Annotated in this window: 14 protein-coding genes and 3 pseudogenes; 6 read left to right on the forward strand and 11 right to left on the reverse strand. The window is 68.6% G+C overall.

Annotation, left to right across the window (positions count from 1 at the left end):
• Positions 1-184: 184 nt before the first annotated feature.
• From AB0O82_RS27925 to AB0O82_RS27940, 4 genes are all read left to right on the forward strand, one after another.
• On the forward strand, positions 185-445 hold the full coding sequence (locus AB0O82_RS27925) for an ATP-binding protein (protein ID WP_363586686.1): 261 nt from the start codon (positions 185-187) through the stop codon (positions 443-445).
• Positions 446-745: 300 nt separating this feature from the next.
• Positions 746-1,315 (forward strand): recombinase family protein, encoded by a 570-nt coding sequence (locus tag AB0O82_RS27930; RefSeq protein WP_363586717.1) that lies wholly within the window; start codon positions 746-748, stop codon positions 1,313-1,315.
• On the forward strand, positions 1,315-1,638 hold the full coding sequence (locus AB0O82_RS27935) for a recombinase family protein (RefSeq protein ID WP_363586687.1): 324 nt from the start codon (positions 1,315-1,317) through the stop codon (positions 1,636-1,638). The genes AB0O82_RS27930 and AB0O82_RS27935 overlap by 1 nt, the downstream gene beginning before the upstream one ends.
• 18 nt (positions 1,639-1,656) lie before the next feature.
• Positions 1,657-1,836 (forward strand): hypothetical protein, encoded by a 180-nt coding sequence (locus tag AB0O82_RS27940; protein WP_363586721.1) that lies wholly within the window; start codon positions 1,657-1,659, stop codon positions 1,834-1,836.
• 8 nt (positions 1,837-1,844) lie between these two features.
• Here the strand turns inward: AB0O82_RS27940 and AB0O82_RS27945 are convergent.
• From AB0O82_RS27945 to AB0O82_RS27955, 3 genes and pseudogenes are all read right to left on the reverse strand, one after another.
• Positions 1,845-1,931, reverse strand: a pseudogene (locus AB0O82_RS27945) (transposase); the annotation flags it as partial.
• A gap of 126 nt (positions 1,932-2,057) precedes the next feature.
• Positions 2,058-2,483, reverse strand: a complete 426-nt coding sequence (locus AB0O82_RS27950) for a hypothetical protein (RefSeq protein WP_363586688.1) — start codon at positions 2,481-2,483, stop codon at positions 2,058-2,060.
• 680 nt (positions 2,484-3,163) lie between these two features.
• Positions 3,164-6,358 (reverse strand): tetratricopeptide repeat protein, encoded by a 3,195-nt coding sequence (locus AB0O82_RS27955; protein WP_363586689.1) that lies wholly within the window; start codon positions 6,356-6,358, stop codon positions 3,164-3,166.
• Positions 6,359-6,513: 155 nt separating this feature from the next.
• Here AB0O82_RS27955 and AB0O82_RS27960 point away from each other — a divergent pair, with 155 nt between their 5' ends.
• Complete coding sequence (locus AB0O82_RS27960; RefSeq protein ID WP_363586690.1) at positions 6,514-8,895, forward strand: tetratricopeptide repeat protein; 2,382 nt, start codon at positions 6,514-6,516, stop codon at positions 8,893-8,895.
• A 478-nt stretch (positions 8,896-9,373) separates the two neighbouring features.
• Here the strand turns inward: AB0O82_RS27960 and AB0O82_RS27965 are convergent, their stop codons facing one another.
• The 5 genes and pseudogenes from AB0O82_RS27965 to AB0O82_RS27985 all read right to left on the reverse strand — a co-directional run bounded on the left by AB0O82_RS27965 (position 9,374) and on the right by AB0O82_RS27985 (position 15,015).
• Positions 9,374-10,594, reverse strand: coding sequence for a hypothetical protein (locus AB0O82_RS27965; RefSeq protein ID WP_363586691.1), 1,221 nt, complete (start codon positions 10,592-10,594; stop codon positions 9,374-9,376).
• Between the two features lie 179 nt (positions 10,595-10,773).
• A complete protein-coding gene (locus AB0O82_RS27970) occupies positions 10,774-11,805 on the reverse strand; it encodes a transposase (protein WP_363586718.1) in 1,032 nt (343 codons plus the stop codon).
• 24 nt (positions 11,806-11,829) lie between these two features.
• A pseudogene (locus tag AB0O82_RS27975) lies at positions 11,830-13,460 on the reverse strand (ISAzo13 family transposase).
• A 52-nt stretch (positions 13,461-13,512) separates the two neighbouring features.
• Positions 13,513-13,861, reverse strand: a pseudogene (locus AB0O82_RS27980) (transposase); the annotation flags it as partial.
• Positions 13,862-14,208: 347 nt separating this feature from the next.
• A complete protein-coding gene (locus AB0O82_RS27985) occupies positions 14,209-15,015 on the reverse strand; it encodes an exodeoxyribonuclease III (RefSeq protein WP_363586692.1) in 807 nt (268 codons plus the stop codon).
• 276 nt (positions 15,016-15,291) lie between these two features.
• Here AB0O82_RS27985 and AB0O82_RS27990 point away from each other — a divergent pair, with 276 nt between their 5' ends.
• A complete protein-coding gene (locus AB0O82_RS27990) occupies positions 15,292-16,065 on the forward strand; it encodes a GntR family transcriptional regulator (RefSeq protein WP_363586693.1) in 774 nt (257 codons plus the stop codon).
• A 187-nt stretch (positions 16,066-16,252) separates the two neighbouring features.
• On the opposite strand, the gene AB0O82_RS27995 is transcribed toward AB0O82_RS27990, so the two are convergent.
• The 3 genes from AB0O82_RS27995 to AB0O82_RS28005 all read right to left on the reverse strand — a co-directional run bounded on the left by AB0O82_RS27995 (position 16,253) and on the right by AB0O82_RS28005 (position 19,486).
• Complete coding sequence (locus tag AB0O82_RS27995; RefSeq protein WP_363586694.1) at positions 16,253-17,431, reverse strand: ROK family protein; 1,179 nt, start codon at positions 17,429-17,431, stop codon at positions 16,253-16,255.
• 247 nt (positions 17,432-17,678) lie between these two features.
• Positions 17,679-17,828, reverse strand: coding sequence for a hypothetical protein (locus AB0O82_RS28000; RefSeq protein WP_363586695.1), 150 nt, complete (start codon positions 17,826-17,828; stop codon positions 17,679-17,681).
• Between the two features lie 20 nt (positions 17,829-17,848).
• Complete coding sequence (locus AB0O82_RS28005) at positions 17,849-19,486, reverse strand: hypothetical protein (RefSeq protein ID WP_363586696.1); 1,638 nt, start codon at positions 19,484-19,486, stop codon at positions 17,849-17,851.
• Between the last annotated feature and the right edge of the window lie 426 nt (positions 19,487-19,912).

Consider the following 19,912-nt stretch of genomic DNA (forward strand, 5'->3'; position numbering starts at 1 on the left):
TTCGCTGCATTGTCATGGCACCAGTGTGTCAGAAGCCGGGCAGCCATTCGTCAGCAGGACCCCACGACTATGCGGAACGAGCATTCCCCTCACCGGTTGCGGCCAGCCACGCTGACACCCCGTTCGGCATAGTCGCGGTCTCGGCATAGGTCCAGCTATGCGGATATCCGCATAGGTGGACGAGGTGGGGTATATCCCGTTTGAGGCCGAGGCCGCGAACCTGTTCTTCCAGCTGATCTCGAACAGATACGAACGCGCGAGCGTGATCGTCACCTCGAACAAGCCCTTCGGACGTTGGGGAGAGACCTTCGGTGACGAGACCGTCGCCGCCGCGATGATCGACTGGCTCGTCCACCACGCCGAGGTCCACTCCCTCAAGGGCGAGTCCTACCGCATGCGAGGCCGCGAACTCGGCCGCGCCCCCGCCACCACCGACAACGACTGAACAAAACCACCGACGACGCGAGAGTCAGAAGTCAACCGTCCAAAGTGGGTCACGGTTCAACCGCCGCCGACATCACGTCGAACACGGCGGTGACGGGCGCGTGGTCGGACCAGCGCTCGGTGTGGGTGGCAGCCCGCTCGACGTAGGCCTCGACTGCCTTGGCAGCGAGGCCGGGGGTGGCGACCTGGAGGTCGATGCGCCAGCAGGTAGATGCTTTTTCGAAAAAGGTCTACCCGTTCGAGTGTGGGGTGTTCGAGGGTGCCTGCTGGCCTGGGCGGTAGGGGACCTCCTGTGAGCAGCATGGCGGCGTTGGCGCCGGTTCGGGAGACGGTGGGTTCGCGTGTGTCGGACACGCACGGGGACGAGGGCAAGATCTCTCACCTGGTGCAGGCGGAGTCCGCGACCCGGCACGCGGTGTCGAAGGAGTGGGAGATCGTCGGGTCGTTCGAGGCCCTGGACGTCTCCGCCGAGATCACGCCGTGGAAGCGCCCGGATCTGGGTCCGTGGCTGACCGAGCGGCAGGGCGAGTGGGACGCGATGGTGTGGGCCGAGGCCGACCGGGCGTTCCGATCCGCGAAGGACTGCGCGGACGTGGCGCACTGGGCGGAGGAGAACCGCAAGGTCCTGGTGGTCACCGACGACGGCATCACCTTCGACTGCCGAGAGTCGTCGTTCGGGAACGAGCTGGCGAAGGTGTTCCTGATGCTGGCGTCGATCTTCGGAAATGGAGCTCAAGCGGATCAAGACCCGCTTGACGGCTGGCCCACAAGCACCTGTGGAAGACAGGTCGCTGGGCGGGCGGGCAGCTGCCATACGGGTACCGGATCGTGGACCGTCCCGGCGGCGGCCGCACCCTGGAGCCGGACCTGATGACCTCCGAGGCCGTGCGGTACATGGGCAAGCTCCTCCTGGAAGGGCGGAGCCAGCGGATGATCGCCGCGGCGCTCGAAGTCGTCGGCTTCGACACACCATCGACCCACGCGTACAAGAACCAGGGCGACACGTACACGAGCAAGCGCAAGACGCCGCCGTCGAACCACTGGAACCCGACCAGCGTGGGCAAGATCCTGCGTTCGCCGGCGGCGACGGGTCTCAAGCCGACCGGCCGCTCCGCGAAGGCGCGCAAGATCGCCTGTGACTGGAAGGGCCTGCCCATCCGGATGGCCAAGCCCCTGTTCACGGAGGAGGAGTGAGCCGCGGTCCGGGCGGCGATGGACGAGCGGTCGGTCACCAAGGAACGCTCCAACGAGGCCTCGCCCTGGCTTGGCGTGGTGCACTGCGACTGCTGTGGTGACCGGTTCTACCGGCAGGTGAACCTCGCCAAGAACGGCCGGATCTACGAGCACTGCTGGTGCACGGGTCAGGCTCCGGTCCTCTGCGGCACCCCATGATCCTCACAATTCTCACAGACGATCGCGATGCGCAAGTCCGCCGGGTGTAGCGAGCGCAGGTAGCGGCAGAATTCCAGAAACTTGGAGCGGTTTCTTGGTCTTCCGGCTGGACATGATCGAGGGGCGGTCCCAAGAAGACCGCCCCTGGCGGGCACCAGCCCACTAAACTCACCGTGCAGCCTTCTGACCAGGAAAAAAAACATCGAAGTCCGGTTGGCGTATTAGTCGTCAGAGGCTGTTGTACCGGTGCCTGAGGCGGGGTGAGGTGGTGGAGATGCGGTGGGGAAGGAGATACCGGAGAAGTCCCGACCCTGTAGTACCGGGGCGTGGAAGGTGCCGCCGCTGATGGTACTGGTCACCTCGCCGTCGCCGGTGCGGACTACTCTGGCCTGCTCGTGCCACTGCTGCAGGCCGGTACGGAACTGAGAGTCCAGTGCGGCTCGTACGGCCAAAGCGGTGCTGAGCGCGCCCGCGTGCTCTGGATCGGGTGCCTGCTCGAGCGCTGCCAGCTCTGCCTCCCCCGAGGAGACCGCAGGCACGCCGTCGGTACGTTGGAACGGGCGGCGAACCAGCGCGCTCAGCCCAGCCCAGACCTGCTTGCCGGCCTCGCCACCGGCGCCACCGGCCAACGCTGCCAGCAAGACCATCGAAATCGGCTCCACCGTGCCACACCCCTGTCGTCCAGCCTGACCGCAGTTGACACGGTACGGGCAACTGCCACCCGCTCGAAGGCAAACCGCACAACTCCACCACTGCCCAGGATCCGAGACCGGTCCGGGGCCCGCGGCTCCGAGGGAGAGGGTCCGCCTCGAGCTTCAACCGGCCCTATCCTGGCGTTGAGCTGTTGACTGCCGTCCGACGCGACTGCAACAGCCCTCCGGCAGGGCAGGACCCTTTGGGGCGGGTACCGCCGCAGTCGTGACCATGGCGGCCCGGCGATGACGGTCCGTCGGTAGGGCCGACTCGCGGTCAGTGTGCGAATGAAGGTGCGGTCAGCCGGTTCGCCCAAGCGGCGGCATGTGCTTCGTCGGGTTGGGCCATGAACGTGTGTGGCCCAACCCGACGGTCTACAAGCTTTGGGTCGCCCAGATCGGCATCCAGGCCTGGACGGTCGTTGTCGGCCGAGTGGGATCCGCAGGTTCGCTGGTTGATCCGAATGCGAACGAAGCGGCAAGGGCCAGGGATGCGAAAGCTGCAGAGTGCAGAAGTATGAGCTTCACGTAGGGCAGTCCAATGATGCGAGTAGCGGGCGCTTTGGGATTAGTACACCAGGGGGAACGCCGCTCGATCAAATCGCACATTGGGTGAGGGTTGGGCGCAGCTGCCTCTAGATGGGCGAATTACTATCGGTAAATTGATCAAGTACTGTCAAGATCCTTCCGAGTTCGATCGATTCTGGCGCATTGATGGATTCAAGTAGCTCGATGGCGCGTTCGGCGGCTGTGCGAGCTTCGCTGTGGCGTCCAGAGCGTAGATGTAATTCAGCCAATGTCTCGCAGGCGGAGGCTTCCTCTTCCACAGCCCCGATCTGTCGAGCCAGGGCTGCGGCCTGATTGAGGTGGTTGCGCGCTGCTGAGGTGTCGGCGACTGAGTGCGCAGTCTGGCCGAGTCCGCGCAAGGCCGCGGCCTGCTCTCGTTGAGCACCGATGGATCGGGCGAGTTCGAGAGCGCGGGAGTACTGCTCGATCGCAGCGTCAAACTGCTCCGACCGGCGATGGACGGTCCCGAGCCCGTTCATCGCATCAGCCTCGGTTCGGCGGTTGCCCGACTCGCGAAAGGTGCGTAGGGCGGACTCGTAGAGCTCAGCGGCGCGGGCGGAATCCCCCGGAAGGGGAAGAGAGGCTGCAAGGTTTACTCGGACAGTCGCAAGGTCATCTGGCGAAAGAACACCCTCGCCGATGGATAGGATCCTCTCAAAGGCGATCCGAGCCGGGCTTGGATTTCTGGTGCTGAGATGAATCGCTCCGAGATTACTGAGAATTTGTAGCTCAAGCCGTGTGTCATTGAGATGATTTGCCAGGGGATGGGCTTCGGTGAGGATTTCGAGCGCCGCCGTGCTGTCCCCGAGATGCAGGAGTATCGCGCCGATATTGTTTAGGCAGCGGGCGTGGTTCCACTGGTCTTGTGAGGCCCGATGAATCTCGATGACTTCACGTTGGATTGACAGTGCTGTCGTGAGGTCGCTCTGATGCCAGTGAATCGCCGCGAGTCTCTCCATTGCCTCCGCGGTGCATCTGGTATCGCCCTCCGTCCGCGCTATGTCGAGGGCGCGCTCGGCTGCCTGTGCGGCGTGGGGGTACTGGGCAGTTCGGATCTGGATCGAGGCAAGCGCCAAAAGGGCATGCGCTTCGGACAGAAACACTCCATGAGTGCGCCAGTGGTCGGCTGCGGCGCAGTGCATCTCGCTGGCTTCGCGCCACAGTCCTTCGGATTCAAGATGTCCGGCAAGGACGTGGGCGAGCCATGCGGCTTCCTCCGGCATGCCGGAGGTCCGAGCGTGCTGTTCGACGGCTGCCAGGCCTGGTAGCTCGATACTCAGCCAAGCTCTGATCGTCTTATCGTCAGGCCAGTCGAGCTCTGCGGGCGTGGTGGCTGTAGCTGAGCGCCTGGGCTGGTTCGGCAGCGGCAGACGGAGTCTCCGCGGACTTACGAGCCGATCGGCTCGATCTGCCGCCTGTAAAGCATAATTGACGAGCCGTTGAACTGACTGGCGACGTTCCTCGGCTGAAGCAAGATCGACTGCGTACTCACGCAGGAGATCATGCAGCGTGTACCTTTCGGGTGAGTGCTCCTGGATCATGTGCAGGCTGTGCAGGTTCTCGAGAATCCGATCCGTCTCACCCGGCGGCCGGTCGACCAGCGCGGCGGCTAGACCCGGACCGAGGTCGGGTCCGGGATGCAGGCCGAGCAGACGAAAGGCTTCCTGCTGTGCATCGGGCAACGATTGGTAGGACACGTCGAAGGCAATGGCCACGCTGTCAAGGCCGTGGCGGAGCTCATCCAGCCGACCGCTTTTGCGGGAGAGCCGATGGATGATGTGGGGGAGCAACCACGAGGGGTGAGCTCTCAGCCGGCTGGCAACTAGCTCGATGGCGAGCGGAAGGCGCTCACAGCGACTGACGATGGCCTCTACTTCATTTCTGTTGCTCGCGCGCTCATGACCGACCAGCCGAGTGAAGAGCTCGACTGCGGCGTCGACCGACAGGGCATCAAGGAAGACCGGGCGGCACGGGAGCTCGGCGAGTCGATGGCGGCTGGTGATGAGGATCAGAGAAGCGGGGCTTCCAGGGAGCAGCGGGCGGACCTGCTCAGGGCCGTGCGCATCGTCGAGGACGACCACCGCTTGGAGTTCGCCGAGCAGTTCGCGGCAGCGGGACAGGAGCTCATCGCGATCCGATGGAATGGCAATGGCCGCAAAGCCTGCCTGCCGAAGGAGCTTCGTTGCGACCACCTCGGGTTCGAGTGGCTGTTGTGCGCCACCGTTCGCCCGCAGGTCGACGTAGAACTGCCCCTCCGGGAATCGGTCCCGCGACAGGTGCGCTGCGGTGAGTGCTAGGCACGACTTGCCGGCACCGGCCATGCCGGAGATGACGGCGATGGCGCCGCAGGAAGGGTCCTGTCCGGTGATCGAGAGGATCCCTTGCAGCTCGTGGTGCCGGCCAACCAGTTTAGGAAATACGGGCAGATAGCTGCGGTGTGCTCCGGTGCGCTCGCGGGCGGTCCCGCGGTGAAGGGCCTTCCTCGGACGGATCAGGATTTCACTCACGGGGATGCGGCGGAGTACACGCTGCTGGAGGAGGCTGAGTTGTTCGCCCGGCTCTGTGCCGAGCTGGCTGCGCAGTTCGCGCCGGGTTCGCTGAAAGACGCCGAGCGCCTCGGCCTGCCGGCCACAGCCGTACAGTGCGGTAATCAAGTGGCCGACAACACGTTCGTCTGTCGGGCGCTGCTCGGCCAACGCGGCCAGCTCGGGGACGAGGTCGATGAAGCGCCCGAGCCTCAGTTCTACCTCGAAGCGAACAAGCGTGGTGGCCAGCCACTGGTCGTGCATGATCTTTCTGGTGGCGTGCGCCCATTGGCCAGGAAGTCCGGCCAGTGGCTCCCCCTGCCACGAGTCCTCCGCGTGACCGAACACAGCGAGTGCTTCGCGGTCGTCTCCGGCCTCGGCCAGCGATCTCGCGCGACGGGCAAGTTGGAGGTAGCGCAGCCAGTCGACCCGCTGTGGATCGGTGTTCAAGGTGTAGGTGTGCGCCTTGCGGCTGATGGCTGCCAGCGGGGTGTCGACATCAATGGGCTGTGCGAGGCGCAGCGCTGTGCGGAAGCGTGACAGGTAGGAGTGAGTGGTCGCGCGGGCCTTGGCAGGAGGGTCGTCGTCCCACAGCTTTGCGATCAATGAATCCAGTGAGACCGGTCGGCCAGTGTCGACCGCGAGCGCCGCCGCCAGGCATCGTACCTTGTCGGACTCAAGCTTCACCGCCCGTCCCTGGGCTGACAGCTCGACTGTTCCAAGGAGATGGAATTCCATCCGGATACCCCCGCTGGTCGGTCCCCAGCCTTCACCGGAAGAGAGCATCGCACGTGCTTGGCCGACCGGCTATACCACGGCAGGTTTCGCAAACTGGCGCGCTCTCGCATACTCTTCGTAGGTTTGCGTGCTATGTGGTAAGAGCCGGGGGCGAAATGGGACCACTGAACACGGACATGGTCGAATCGGCACTGCACAGGGCTACGCCGTCGTCGTTGGCAGCCATCGGGTCCTGGCTGCACGTCACTGCCGGCGGCTCAGGCGGTCTCGCGGAACTGTGGCTGCGCGGACTCACCGGGCCCGATCGCGAATCGGCGCTGGCAGCGCTTGCCTTGCTGCTGGTCGAACGATCGGCGCAGAGCCCTGAACTGGCCATGGAATTGGCGCGATGGCTGGCGGACAGCAGCCGTGGCCGGACGGGTTCACAGAGCGAACTCCGCAATACGATCTCGGGCTCGGCCGATGTCGCTGGCGGTGTCGTACAAGCACGAGACATCCATGGGGGCGTGCACTTCCAGATTCTTGCGCCCGCGCAGCTTCCAATTCCTCAACAGCTTCCACCCGCCCCTGTGCGCCTCCTGGGGCGCACCCGAGAGATGGAGGGGCTTGACGCCTTCCTCGGAGATGCGCCCGGGGACGGAGGGCTGACGATCGTGCTGTCCGGGCCCGCAGGAGTCGGCAAGAGCGCGCTGGCGACAAGCTGGATGCGCGGACTGAGCTCACGATTCCCCGACGGCCTTCTCTATGCAGACCTTCGGGCCCATGCCCCTGACGGACCGGCTGAGTTGACCGAGGTCCTTGGCGGATTCCTGCGCGCGCTTGGGGTGGCCTCCGTTCCCTTGCCAGTCGCGGAGATCGTCGCTCTGTGGCGCTCCACGGCCTCGCAGCGCCACATCGCTCTTCTCCTCGACAGCGCTCTCAGCGCTGCACAAGTTCGCCCACTGCTCCCTGGATCAGGCTCTTCCCTGGCAGTCGTCACCAGCCGGGCCCGTCTGACCGGCCTCGGCATCGATGGTGCCAGTTTCCACCCTGTGGGCCTGCTCGATCGTGAGTCAGCCGCAGCGATCCTCTCAGCCCGAATCGGCGCCGACAGGGTAGCTGCCGAACAGGCTGCCGCTGACCAGGTGATCGCCCGATGTGCGGGCCTGCCGTTGGCCGTCTGTTTGGCCGGGGCTCGCGTGGCCGCCAGGCCGCACCAGGCCCTTGCAGTCACCGCCGATGCACTCGCACGTGAGAGTGATCGGCTGGACGCGCTACGGATCGACGGTGAGACAGCTGTAAGGGGCGTTCTGGACGCATCTTGCCGCGTACTCGCCGAAGAGCCCGCCCGTCTGTACCGGCTTCTCGGGTTGCTGCCGCTCCCCGACATCACACCAGCTACGGCTGGGGCGGTGGCCGGCGTCCGGGTCGGAGACGCCGATCGACTGCTCGATGCTCTCGCGGAAGTTCACCTGCTTGAAGACCTGGGCAACGGCCGATACTGCTTCCATGACCTGGTTCGTCTGCACGCTCGCACATGGGCGCTGGAGAAGGATCCGGTCGAGCTCACTCAGGCGGCCTTCCGTCGCGTCCTCGAGTGGTACCTCGCAGCGACGACACAGGCCGAGGCACTGATCAGTCCCAGTCACCGAAACCTCGCTCGCGACTACCATGAACCGCCTGCCGGGCTGCCTGACTTTGCCGATGAGTTCCAGGCTCTGGCGTGGCTCGACGTGGAGCGCGGCCACCTGATGGCGATGCTGCGCAGTGGGGCGGCGGCTGGAGCCGACCGGACAGTGTGGCAACTTGCCGACGCGATGTGGCCCCTCTTTCTTCGACTTCGCCCCCACAGCCTGTGGATCGAGGCATATGAGATCGGGCTCGCTGCGGCCCGTCGCGCTGGCGATCGGCTGGGGGAGCTTCGGATGCTCACCTCCGGCGGCCATGGACTTCGGAACGCAAACCGGTCAACCGATGCTGCCGAGTGGTTCAGCGATGCACTGACGCTCACTCGGATAGTCGGTGATCCGCGATCCGAAGCCGACGCCCACCACGGCTTGGGCCATGCCCATCAGGCCGTCGGCCAACTGGACCGTGCGGCCGAGTCGTTCAGTCACGCGTTGGAACTGAGGGAGTCGCTTGGCTACGTGCGGGGCGCGGCGCTTGCCCGGTTCTCGCTCGGAGAAGTGAGGCTGGCCGAGGGCCGACATGGTGATGCGGTGCGCCTGCTGAGGCAGGCGCACCAACAACTCCTTGCGCTCCCTGACCGATACGAGGCCGCCAGGGCGATGGCTTGGCTCGGCCGGGCTCATGCCGTATCCCACCAGCACTCCTCTGCCGAGGAATGCTTGGACAACGCGCTCAGCGAGTTCCAGCAGCTTGGTTCCCGGCATTGGGAAGCGCGTGTTTTGGAACTGATGGGGGAACTTGCGGAACAGAGAGGGTGCCCGGCCGATGCACTGATGCGCTACGGGCAGTCCCTCGCGATCTACCAGTCACTGGATGCGTTGGACACCAGCCGTCTGGCTGGCAGGATCGACGCCCTCCCGCCGGCATAGTCGTCCTGGGCTGGCGCCACAGTAAGGAGGTCAGCCGCGGCCCTGCCGGTGGCTAGCCAGGCATGCATCAGAGAGCCGATCACGGCAGCTTCGCAACCGTGGCCGCCGACCCGTGACACTTGTACAGACTTGCCTGTCCTGGTCGCGACGACAAGTCCGTCGAGGTAACCCACAGCCGCTACCGCGCATCCCGGAAAGCGCCAGATTGTGTCGGCCGCCCTCAGCTCGGCATCGCGACGGCCCCACAGCCGATGCTCGTGCAGTACGTCAGCGTGTGGCTGCAGTCTCTCGTCGCAGCGAGTGGTGAGCCCGATGGAGAGATGCTCGTCCGCCAGCGACCGGATGGCGTCGGCCTGACGTTCCTGTGCAGTTGCTGTGAGCCGAACCAGCCGGGCTGAGTCGGCAGTCGATGCGACCTGCGCCATCCATGAGGCTGTGTGGTTCCTGCGCGTCTCTCTGGTCAGTCTGACCTGCACAGTCACTGCCACTGTGACACCCCCGAAAGCGGGTACGGAAGGGCAACGCGCCCTCCTTCGGGTTCGTGTGCGGGTTCACCCAGCTCCAGAACACGGTAGAGCAGCCTTCGCATGTTGCAGCTGAACCGCCCGGGCTCGGAGGAGATGCGGGCCGCGATCAGTGCGTACTCGTCCCGCCGGTACTGTCTCTCGGCATAGTCGAGCTGCCGGTCGAGCGGATGCGTCAATGACAGCGAAGGTGCGGTCCGGGCCAGGACTGCCCCGGGTGACCGCAGGTTGACTTCCCGGAAGGGGAAGCGGGCGAGCACGATGGGGGCTGTGGTCATGGTGGCGTAGAGCGTCAGAGACCCGTGGTCACCGATAACGAAGTCTGCCGCGGCCAGGAGCGGGCGCCAGTCCGCTTCTGGCGCGATCAGCGTGACCGCGCCCTGTGTCGTGCCGGCAACCCAGGATCGGACCTGCCAACCCCCGTGTCCTGCCCAAACGTTCGGGTGGACGAGCATTGCCGTCCGAAAGCGGCTGGGGGGAAGCTCGGTGGCGAGGCGAGGTAGCAGGTTGTCCGGCTGACCGAACACCGAGCCGGTGCCCCATGTGGAGCAGACGAGGACGAATCGCTCGTTGTCTCGTAGTCCGAGAGCCTGTCGATACTCGGAGCGGTAGGGGATGCTGGCCGCCAGCCGGTCGTGGTCGACGTCGCCGACAACCTCCGCCACCCGGAGTGCATCGGGGCATGATGCCGAAAGCTCTGTCAGGTCGTCCTGATGCGCGAGAGCGTAGGAGGTGCAGGTGAGCTCTCCTTGCCAGGTGAGGAACTCCTGTCCCAGACCTGAGATGCTCCGCTGGCCGTCTTCGCCGACGGGAGAAAGCTTCTGGTGCCCGGCACCGTGCGGAAGTCTGACCACCGGTCCTCGCAACTGGTCGATGCCCTGGGAACCAGCAGCCAGCACCAGGTCGAACTCGACGGTCGTCGCCACCTCCCACGGCAGTACCGCGCCCCCCAGCGCCGACAGGTAGCCGGTCACACCCTCGTTGAAGGCGTGAGGCGCCACTGTGAAGACGACCTGGATCCTCAAGTCCGAACCGAGGAGCGCGAAGGTGTCCCGAAGCCGCTGCGTGTAGACCAAGGTGTGGACGACAACCAGCACCCGCTTGCACTCCGCCATCGTTGCCCAGCGCGCGTTCCCCTGCGCGGCCGGGATGCACTCTCTGAGTGGACTGTTCACGACCTTGCCCCCATTCTGCCTGCAGCCGGGTCACCGCCCGGTCATGGCAGGGTCTGTCCACCCACAATGACGGATCTCTGCAAGCAACTTGTGGAAGTCTTGCAGCCGTTGGGTGGCCTTGAGGAAGGGCCGCGGTCGGGCCTATTAGTACTCCAGCCGGACTTCCCCATTCCCACTGGTCAACGGCCTGGGAGTGGGGAGTGTGGCCGGGTGGGGGCGGATGTGGGGCAGTCTTGGCCGCCCCGTCCCGCCAACGGGTGACCCCTGCGCGTGTAGTGGCAGCGGCGAGCACGTGCTTGGTGTCTGCGGCGCCAGCGGGACCATCTCATCGCGTGGCTGCGGTGTGGAGCACGGTGGCGGGGTTCAGTTGCCAGCAGACGGCGAATCTCGGCTGGTGTGAGGTCCACGAGGTCGGGCGTGTCCCGTTCGGTGCCCCCTTTTCGCGTTCCTGGCTGGCGGTGGTGGCCGGGAACGCGTGGGCGAGCATGGCGAGTGTGATGTGCCGGTACCAGCCCACGTAGCGTCGGACCTCGTACTGGTCCAGGCCGCATTCGTTCTTCGCGCTCTGGAAGCACTCCTCGATCTTCCAGCGGCAGCCGGCGACACGGACCAGGCCCGCGACGGTGGCCGCCAGCGGTGCGCAGACGAGGTAGTAGGCGATCGTCGGGCTTGGCGATGCTGCGGCGGGCCAGCATCCACCGCTGGCGGGTGGGTTCGCCGCCGTCGAACTCCCACACGGCGGGCAGGCGAGCGGCGGCCCAGTCGTAGAACCGCTCGCCCTCCGCGCCGCTTCCGGCCGACAGCCGCTGCCAGGCCCCGGTCGGGGCCTGGCCGATGAGGTGCTCGATGCGCGGGCCGTGGACCTGCTGGGACTTGGGCACCGCCACGACGTAGGAGATCTGCACGTCTTCGAGGAGGCAGCGGAAGCGGGAGTCCTGGCCGTAAGTGGCATCCGCCGTGACCCAGCCGATGGGCAGGGGCGAGGCGAGGGCCCGAAGGATCATGATCCGGGCCAGCTCGCCCTTGGTGGCGAGGACGCGATCGTCCGGCACGCGGGCGGCCCGGCAGCGTTCGCGGTCGTCAGTCCAGGACTTGGGCAGGTAGAGCTCGCGGTCGACCAGGGTGTGCCCCCGGCTGGTGGCGTAGGCGGCGAAGACGCCGATCTGGCAGTTCTCGGTGCGGCCGGGGAGGCGTTTCTGAATAACTGTCAGGGTCGACCTTCCTGGTGATCCGCGTCAGGTAAGCGAACTCGAAGCTGTTCGATGGTTCGGGCGGCTGACCCGGGCAGTGGTGTGACGGCGACGCGGTGGAGGTCCAGGAGGCGGTTGCCGTCTTGGAACTGGTTGGAGAGGTTGGTGCGGGTGACGCCCAGCAGCTGGGCGAGGAGGGTGCTGGTGAGCGCTCCTCGGCGGCGTAGGAGCGCTGCCAAGATCCGGTGGTAGTGGTCGAGGCTGCTGGTCTGCGGGTGGAGATAGCTGCGCGGACGGTGGAAGCGGCGCTGGAAGGCGGCCTCGGCGAGTGCGTCCCAGTACGGCTCGGAGACTGCCACCAGGCGGTCGAAGTCGGACCGTGGCATGCCGGTCAGGGCCGGATTGCTGAGGATCTCGGTCAGGGCGGGGTCGATCCGCCGGGCGGGCGCCGGCGCGGGTGACGTTCGGGGCGGGACAGGGGCCAGCGTGTAGTTCCAGTCGCCGTGGAACGCATCGGCAGTGATCGGCAGGGCCTGGAACTCGGCGGGGGTCACTGTCGAGCCCAGGCTGTAGCTGCCGGTGTCCAGCTCGGCGCCGATGGTCAGCCCGGTCCGCGTGGTCGTCGCGGCGATGGTCTCGATGACGACCTCGTAGCTGGTCAGCGGTCGGCCACGCCAGTTCGCGGTGATGTGGCAGAACATCCGGTGCTCGATCTTGTTCCACTTCGACGTGCCCGGCGGGAAGTGGCGGACCGTGATCTCCAGGCCGCTCTCCAGGGCGAAGGCGGCCAGGTGCTTCTTCCAGGTCCAGCGGCGGGGATCGTTGGAGCCGCCGGCGTCGGCGGTGATCAGCAGCCGGGTGGCGTTCGGGTGGTGCACTCGTCCGCGGTTCTGCCACCAGCGGCGTATGGACTCCACCGCGAACTCGGCGGTGTCGTGGTCGGTCCCGACGTTGACCCAACCGGTGTTGGTGGCGATGTCGTAGATTCCATACGGGATGGCGACGGGCCGGTCGCTGGTGGTGAAGGTGTGGCAGTCGACCTTGATCGGATTCTTGCCGGGCCGCCAGGTGCGGCCGGGCCGGTCGCGTCTGCCGAGCCATTCCTTGGCCTTGGTGTCGACGCTGATCACCGGCTGCCGGTCGTCGAGGAAGGCGGTGGCCGTGGCGTTCAGGTGGGCGAACTGGGCGTCACGGTCCGGATGGCCGGCGCCCTCGGTGGTCTTGACGGTGCCCTGCAGGCTGTAGCCCAGGCCGTGCAGCAGGCGCCCGACGGTCGAGGCACTGACCGGATGGCCCTGCGACGTGAGGGCCGAGGCCAGAGCCCGTAGTGACAAGGTGGTCCATCGCAACGGGGAGACCGGATCACCCCTGGTGTGCGGTTCGATCAGCGCCTCGAGCGCCGGCACCAGGCCGGGATCGGTGACCGTCAACGGCTTGCGGCCGGCTCCCGGAGCCCGAACCCTCCTCGCCGTCGGCGGGTCTCCGGCCAACTCGGTGACACCACGCGAGACAGTGGAGACACTGGCCCCGGACGCGGCAGCCACCAGGGCGATCCCGCCGTGGCCGATGGCGGCAGCCTCACTGGCGAGGTAAAGCCGACGGCACCGCTCGTCCAAGTGCGGGAGGATCCGATCGAACTTGGCCCGTAACACCGTGACGGGCGGACGCACAGTCATGCTCCACCTTCGCACCAACTCCACCAGAGCAAGCAGTAATTGAAATACAAGCCCCGGCGGTGCCGGCGTACTGGCGCTGTACGCCTGCGGAGGTGATGGCCCTTCTTCGCGAAGCCGGTGTCGTCGATGATCAGTACGCCGTCGTCGGCACCGAGATGTTCGGCGACGTAGGCCTGCAGATCGTCGCGAACCTCGTCCGCGTCCCGGCGGCTGCGGGACAGCAGGTGCTGCAGGCCGTCAGGCGTGGCGTGACCGGCATATTCGGCCAGCTGCCAGCCGTTCTTGTGGCCTACCGGGCCGATAAGTCCGCGGACGTGGTCCCGCATCCGGCGCCGGGGCTCCACACGGGAGAAACGACCGCCGATACGCAGGAGTAGATCGCCAAGTTCTTTTGCCCACACGCTGGTTGGTGCATCGCTCACGAGGGCTGACTGCCCGCAGCGTTGCCACTACACGCGCAGGGGTCACCCGTTGGCGGGACGGGGCGGCCAAGACTGCCCCACATCCGCCCCCACCCGGCTACACTCCCCACTCCCAGGCCGTTGGCCAGTGGGAATGGAGAAGTCCTGCTGGAGTACTAGGCAGTGATCGAGACGCCCGTGGCGGGAGGCTGTGAACGAATCGACTTGTCAAACCGGCCCGGGCGAGCTGGCAGGCCTCGTCAGGTGATGCGAGCGGCCCTGAACCCGGGGAGGCGCCGTCGGTCGAGGCCGCCCCTGGGCTCTGCTCAACTGTGGCTGCGTGTGGGTCAGTTGTCGCCGAGGTCGTAGGCCGCGGTGACGGGGGCGTGGTCGCTCCAGCGTTCGGTGTGGGTGGCGGCGCGTTCGACGCGGGCGTCAGTGGCGCGGGCGGCGAGGCCCGGGGTGGCGACCTGGAGGTCGATGCGCCAGCCGGAGTCGTTGTCGAAGGCGCGGCCGCGGTAGGACCACCAGGAGTAGGGGCCGGTGCGGTCGGGGTGGAGGGTGCGGACGACGTCGACGTAGCCGGCTTCGTCGTAGACGCGGGAGAGCCAGGCGCGTTCTTCGGGGAGGAAGCCGGCGGACTTCTGGTTGGCCTTCCAGTTCTTGAGGTCTTCGGGGCGGTGGGCGATGTTCCAGTCGCCGCAGACGACGACCTCGCGGCCGTCGGCGGCGGCGCGGGTGCGGAGGGCGGTGAGGTGGACGAGGAATTCCGCCATGAAGCGTTCCTTCTCGTCCTGGCGTTCGGTGCCGACCTCGCCGGAGGGGAGGTAGAGGCTGGCGACGGTCAGCCCCGGCAGGTCGATCTCGACGTACCTGCCCGTGTTGTCGAACTCCTCGGACCCGAATCCGATGACGGTCCGCTGCGGCTCCTGGCGGGACAGGACGGCGACGCCGGCCCGGCCCTTGGCGACGGAGGGGGCCCAGACCGCGTGCCAGCCGTCGAGGTCGCGCAGTTCGACGGGCAGTTGCTCCGGCTCGGAGCGCACCTCCTGGAGGCAGACCACGTCCGCCTCGGTGCCGGCCAGCCACTCGACGAAGCCCTTCTTGGCCGCCGCCCGGATTCCGTTCACGTTCACACTCGTCACCACGATCACCCGGGCAGCCTACCGAGTGCCGGGGCCTGCGCCGAAGCGTGACGCGCGCCGCCGCGGGATGACGTGAACGCGGCATGAATGTGTGCGACAGTCGCACCAAGCCGCGCCATTGGTCTTGACCATCTCCGGACGATGCCCCTAGGGTCGCTTACTGCAAAGACCTTTAATAAAGAAGGACGGATAAAAGCCCGCTCTCCCACCTGCCGCATCCGCGGACAGCGGGCCCGGGATCCGCCCTCCTTACCGCAGGGTGGACGAAGCAGGGTGGAGGACACGGTGGGGACGACTGGACAGCTTTCGGCGGTGCCGGAACCGAAGTACTGGCACCTGCGCACGGTGCTGCTGCGGGCCATCGACTCGGAGTTCTCCACCGGCCAGGTCCTGCCCAACGAGCGCGAGCTCTCCGCCCGCTTCGGGGTCGCCCGGGCGACCCTGCGGCAGGCCCTCGACCAGCTGGAGCTGGAGGGTCGCCTGGTGCGTCGCCGGGGGATCGGCACCCTGATCGCCGCCCCGCGGGTCGGCGTCCCGGTCAACCGGCAGGAGGAGGGCTGGCCCGGCGTCGGCCGCAGCCACGCCTGGCGGACGGTCGACTGCACCACCGCCCCCGCCCCGGCGCAACTGGCCAAGGGCCTCGGCATCGCCGAGGGCGCCACCGTGCACACCGTCCGCCGGGTTCGCCTGGTGGAGGGCCGGGCGGTGGCCACCGAGTCGCTGCACGTGCCGGCCGCCGCGCTGCCGCACCTGCCCGGCTTCCGGGCCGAGAGCGACCGGGCCCGCTCGGTGCTGCGCCAGCTGGAGCGGCTGGAGGTGGACGGCGAGTCCCGCGCGGTCGAGCTGGGTGTCGCCGAGGCCGACGAGGCCGCCCTGCTGGAGCGCCCGCCCGGTTCGCCGGTGCTGGTGATGACCACCCAGTACGCGTCGGCCGGCCGCCTGGTGGCGCTCGCCGTCGCCACCTACCGGGCCGACACCTGCAAGCTGACCTTCGGCTCGACCGGGCTGGTCGAGGTCACCCCGGTCGGCGCTGCGGCCGAGGTCCGCACCGCCTCCTGAACCACTTTTCCGACACCCTCAGACCGAGGCCCGAACGCCCAACTGGCGTCCGGGCCTCGGCCGTTGTGTGGGTTGAGTTGTGTGGGCGGAGTGGTCCGGGCGGAGCTGGGTCCGGACCGCTGCCCGGGCGGAGCTGAGTCCGGACCGCCGCCCCGGGTTCAACCCAGGGCGGGGCGGTCCGGGGCCGTCAGGCGCGGCCGTTGCCGGTGGTCGGCGGGTCGACGGCGAACAGCTGGTCCTCGACGTGGTCGAGGGCGACGCGGAGCGCGCCCATCGCCACGACCTCGGAGCCGAGCGCGGCGAGCGCCACCTCGGGCGCGCGGAGGGTGAACTGGGCGAGGCGCTCGCGCAGCGGCTCCAGGACGCCGTCGAGGCCGGCCGCCCAGCCGCCGATCACGACGAGCTGCGGGTCGATGGCGAGGACGAGCGCGGCGACGCCCTGGACCAGGCGGGTGAGGAAGCGGTCCATGGCGACCTTCGCGACCTCGTCGCCCTCCCTGGCGAGCCGCAGGACGCGGGCGACGGCGGCCTCGTCGAGCGGGTTGAGCGGCTTGCCGGTGGTGGAGAGGAGCCGCTCGGGGGTGACCTCCTGGCCGAGCAGGTGGAGGGCGCCGATCTCGCCGGCCGCCCCGCCGTAGCCGCGGTGCAGCCTGCCGTTGATGAGGGAGCCTGCGCCGGGGCTGAGGCCTGCCATGACGAAGACGACGTCACCGGCGCCGACCGCCGCGCCCTGCCAGTGTTCGGCGATGGCGGCGAGGTTGGCGTCGTTCTCGATCAGGACGGGGCAGCGGAAGGAGCGCCGCAGCCGGGCGCCGAGGTCGAGGCCGGTCCAGCCGGGCATAGCGGTGCCGAGTTGGATGGTGCCGTCGCGGTCGACGATGCCGGGGGTGCCGATGCCGACGGCCCAGAGGTTGTCGCGGGAGATGCCGGCCTTGCGCAGGACCTCGGCGACGGCGGTGCGGACGGCGGCGAGCCGGTCCTCGGCGTCCAGGGTCTCGTCGACCGGCTTGAAGTGACTGCCCACCACCTCGCCGGTGAGGTCGGCGAGGATGACGTGGATGTCGTGCACGCCGACCTCGATGCCGAGGATGTGTCCGGCCTCGGCGCGGAAGCGGAACCAGCGGGCCGGTCGGCCGCGCCGGCCGGTGCCGGGCTGGCCGTCCTCCTTGGGCTGGTCGACCTCGGCGACCAGCCCGGTTTCGACCAGACCCTCGATGACGCCCTCGACGGTCGGGCGGGAGAGCCCGGTCTCGCCGACGAGCTGGGTGAGGGTCACGGAGTGGCCGGTCCGCAGCGCCCGAAGCGTGACCGCCGCGTTGATCCGCCGCAGCAGCGAGGAGTCTCCTCCGGTGAGCCGATCCGCCAATGCGATGCCCTTCGCCGTTCGCGCGACTGCCCTGGCGCGCGGTGTCGAGTGCGCGGTGCCCACCGAATGGCCCGCGGGGGTGTGCCACCCCCGGAACGCGGCACGGCGGCGCGGGGCCGCCTGCGCCAGGGCCGGAGGACAAGCGGAGCCTACCCGGGGGTGGGCCCGCTGGGCGAGAATCCTTGCAGCTCATCCCGGCTTCGGTATCGAAATGGTACGCATCGGGTGGTGGTGCACGACCCGGGCTTCACGGCCCGGCCACGGGCCGCCCGCCGCCGGGCCGCCGGGACCGTACCGACCAGCGGGAACGGGCGGAGAACAGCGAGCCGAGGCTCAGCCGGGAGCCGGCCGACAGGGCGCTGAGCACGGAGCCGGCCGCCACGGGGGAGTCGGGCATGGCCCGATGGTAGCGGCGGCTCAGGGCATCCGCGCCGCGAACAGCCGCTGCCCGAGCAGTCCCATCGGGTGCCCGTCCTCGGGCAGCGCGAGGACGGTCGGGCAGCCGGCGGAGGTGAGGGCGGCCCGCCAGCGCTCGGCGGGGAGCGCCGGGAAGGCGGGGAAGCCGGGGGCAGCGGCGGACACCGGGAAGGCGGGAGCGGCAGGGTGGGCGGGAGCGGCAGGGTGGACAGGGGAGGCGGGGAAGGTCGGGGAGTCGGTGCGGGCCTCGGCGTCCCCCGTGATCAGCAGGTCGAGCTGTTCGCCGGTGGGCGCGAGCAGCAGCAGCTGCCCACCGGGCGCGAGCTGGTCGACCAGCTCCGGGACGACGGTGTCCGGGTGGCCGGTCACGGTGGCGACGACGAGGTCGTATCGGCCGCCGTCGGGCAGCTGGTGGTGGTCGGCGCCGGGGCGGGGCCGGGTGGCGAGGGCCCGGGTGACGGTGGAGTCGGCGTCGTCCTGGCCGAGTTCGAGGATGCGCAGCGGCTGCGGCCCGTCGTGGGTCTCGGCGATGCCGCGGACCAGCGCGCCGAGGGCGGCGCCGAGGTAGCCGCGGGCGGCCGTCCAGCGGATCGGGGCGGCGGCCGGGCGGGGGGCCTCCTCGCCGGTGATCAGCCGGGGCAGCCGTAGTGCGCCGCGCCGGATCCGGTCCAGGGCGGAGACCGGGCCGAGTCCGTCGTTCCAGGCCTCGACGGCGGGCCGCCAGGCCTCCCGGACCTCGGCCGCGGTGAGCTCGGGTCGGCCGTAGTGGACGTCGCCGTGCCGGGTGATCAGGCCGTGCCGGGTGAGGGCGTCGAGCCAGCGGCCGACCCGGGGCCGCTGGGCGGGGGTGACGAGGGCGGCGGCGAGGATCTCGGCCTCGGTGTGTCCGCGCCCGGGGTCGGTGAGGACGCCGCTCTGCTGGAGGGTCAGCAGCAGCGCGGACAGTACGGCGTGGTCGAGGTGGGTCCCGAAGGCCTGGACCTGTTCGGCGGTGACGCCTATGGCGTGCTTCCAGGCGATGGCGTCGGCGGCGTCGGCGGCGGTACGCAGTCGCCGGTCGGCGGCTTCGGCGTGGCTGTGCGGGGCGCGGACGTGGGCGAGGACGGCGCCGAGCGCGTCGACGGCGGCGTACACGTCGTCCTGTCGGGGTTCGGGGCCGACGTGCAGGACGAGCCGCAGGGCGCCGAGGTCGTGGTCGGCCAGGTCGGGGCGGCGGCTGAGTCGCCACAGCAGGGTGGAGGGCAGGCTGAGGTGGGTGGTGGCGCTGGCGGCGAGGTCGACGAGCTGCCGCTCGGGGTCCTGCCGGGGGTCGCCGCAGTGGACGGTCCCGCCGGCGAGCAGGGTGGCGAGGGCCAGTTCGACGGCGAGGTCGGTGGCGGGGTGGAGCACGGTGTGCCGGATGGGCGGCGGGCCGAGGACGCCCGCCCAGTGCCGCAGCCGCTGTTCGGCGGTGCGGGCGGCGGAGGGCGGCAGCGCGGCGTGGGCGGCGACGCGCTGGGCGAGGGCCCGGGGCAGGCCGCCCGGCGGGGAGACGCCGAGCAGCAGGCCGATGCCGCTGATCGCGCGCCCGTCGGCGACGACGGCGGGTCGGTCGCCGAGTTCGCGCAGCGCGCTGACCAGGGCTGGAGTCGTGGGCACGGTGATCACTCCGGGGTGCGGGGGAGAAGCCGCACTACTGAACCACGCGGTCGGGCCGGGTGATGCCGTGCACGGGTCAAACTTCTGTAATGATTTTCATATCGGACAGCCAAGGTGGGGGTCCGATCTCCACCCGAAGTGGTCGGAACTTCACATTCCGGATCCGGTGTGCGACCCCTTGACAGTCGGTGCGGGCGCTGGGTTACTTGGCGTGGGGGTCGTCCTGACCGAACGATCGGTCGGTGCGCCCGTCCTGGCCGACCTGCGGAGGAGCGACGATGACCGGCAGCGCACCCGCCCCGCGCCCGTACGGCGATGAGCCCGCCTACGGCGAAGCGCCCGTTTACGGTGAAGCGCCCGCCTGCGGCGAAGTGCCCGCCCGGCGCCTGGGTGAGCCGATCCCGCCCGCGCTGCTGGACGCCGGCG

The sequence above is a fragment of the Kitasatospora sp. NPDC088264 genome (assembly GCF_040685715.1).
In the GTDB taxonomy this organism is placed as follows: domain Bacteria; phylum Actinomycetota; class Actinomycetes; order Streptomycetales; family Streptomycetaceae; genus Kitasatospora.

Coding starts and splice junctions, on each gene's coding strand:
- AB0O82_RS27930 (WP_363586717.1), top strand. CDS start 746: ATGGCGGCGTTGGCGCCGGTTCGGGAGACGGTGGGTTCGCGTGTGTCG.
- AB0O82_RS27935 (WP_363586687.1), top strand. CDS start 1,315: ATGACCTCCGAGGCCGTGCGGTACATGGGCAAGCTCCTCCTGGAAGGG.
- AB0O82_RS27940 (WP_363586721.1), top strand. CDS start 1,657: ATGGACGAGCGGTCGGTCACCAAGGAACGCTCCAACGAGGCCTCGCCC.
- AB0O82_RS27950 (WP_363586688.1), bottom strand. CDS start 2,483: ATGGTCTTGCTGGCAGCGTTGGCCGGTGGCGCCGGTGGCGAGGCCGGC.
- AB0O82_RS27955 (WP_363586689.1), bottom strand. CDS start 6,358: ATGGAATTCCATCTCCTTGGAACAGTCGAGCTGTCAGCCCAGGGACGG.
- AB0O82_RS27960 (WP_363586690.1), top strand. CDS start 6,514: ATGGGACCACTGAACACGGACATGGTCGAATCGGCACTGCACAGGGCT.
- AB0O82_RS28000 (WP_363586695.1), bottom strand. CDS start 17,828: ATGCCCGACTCCCCCGTGGCGGCCGGCTCCGTGCTCAGCGCCCTGTCG.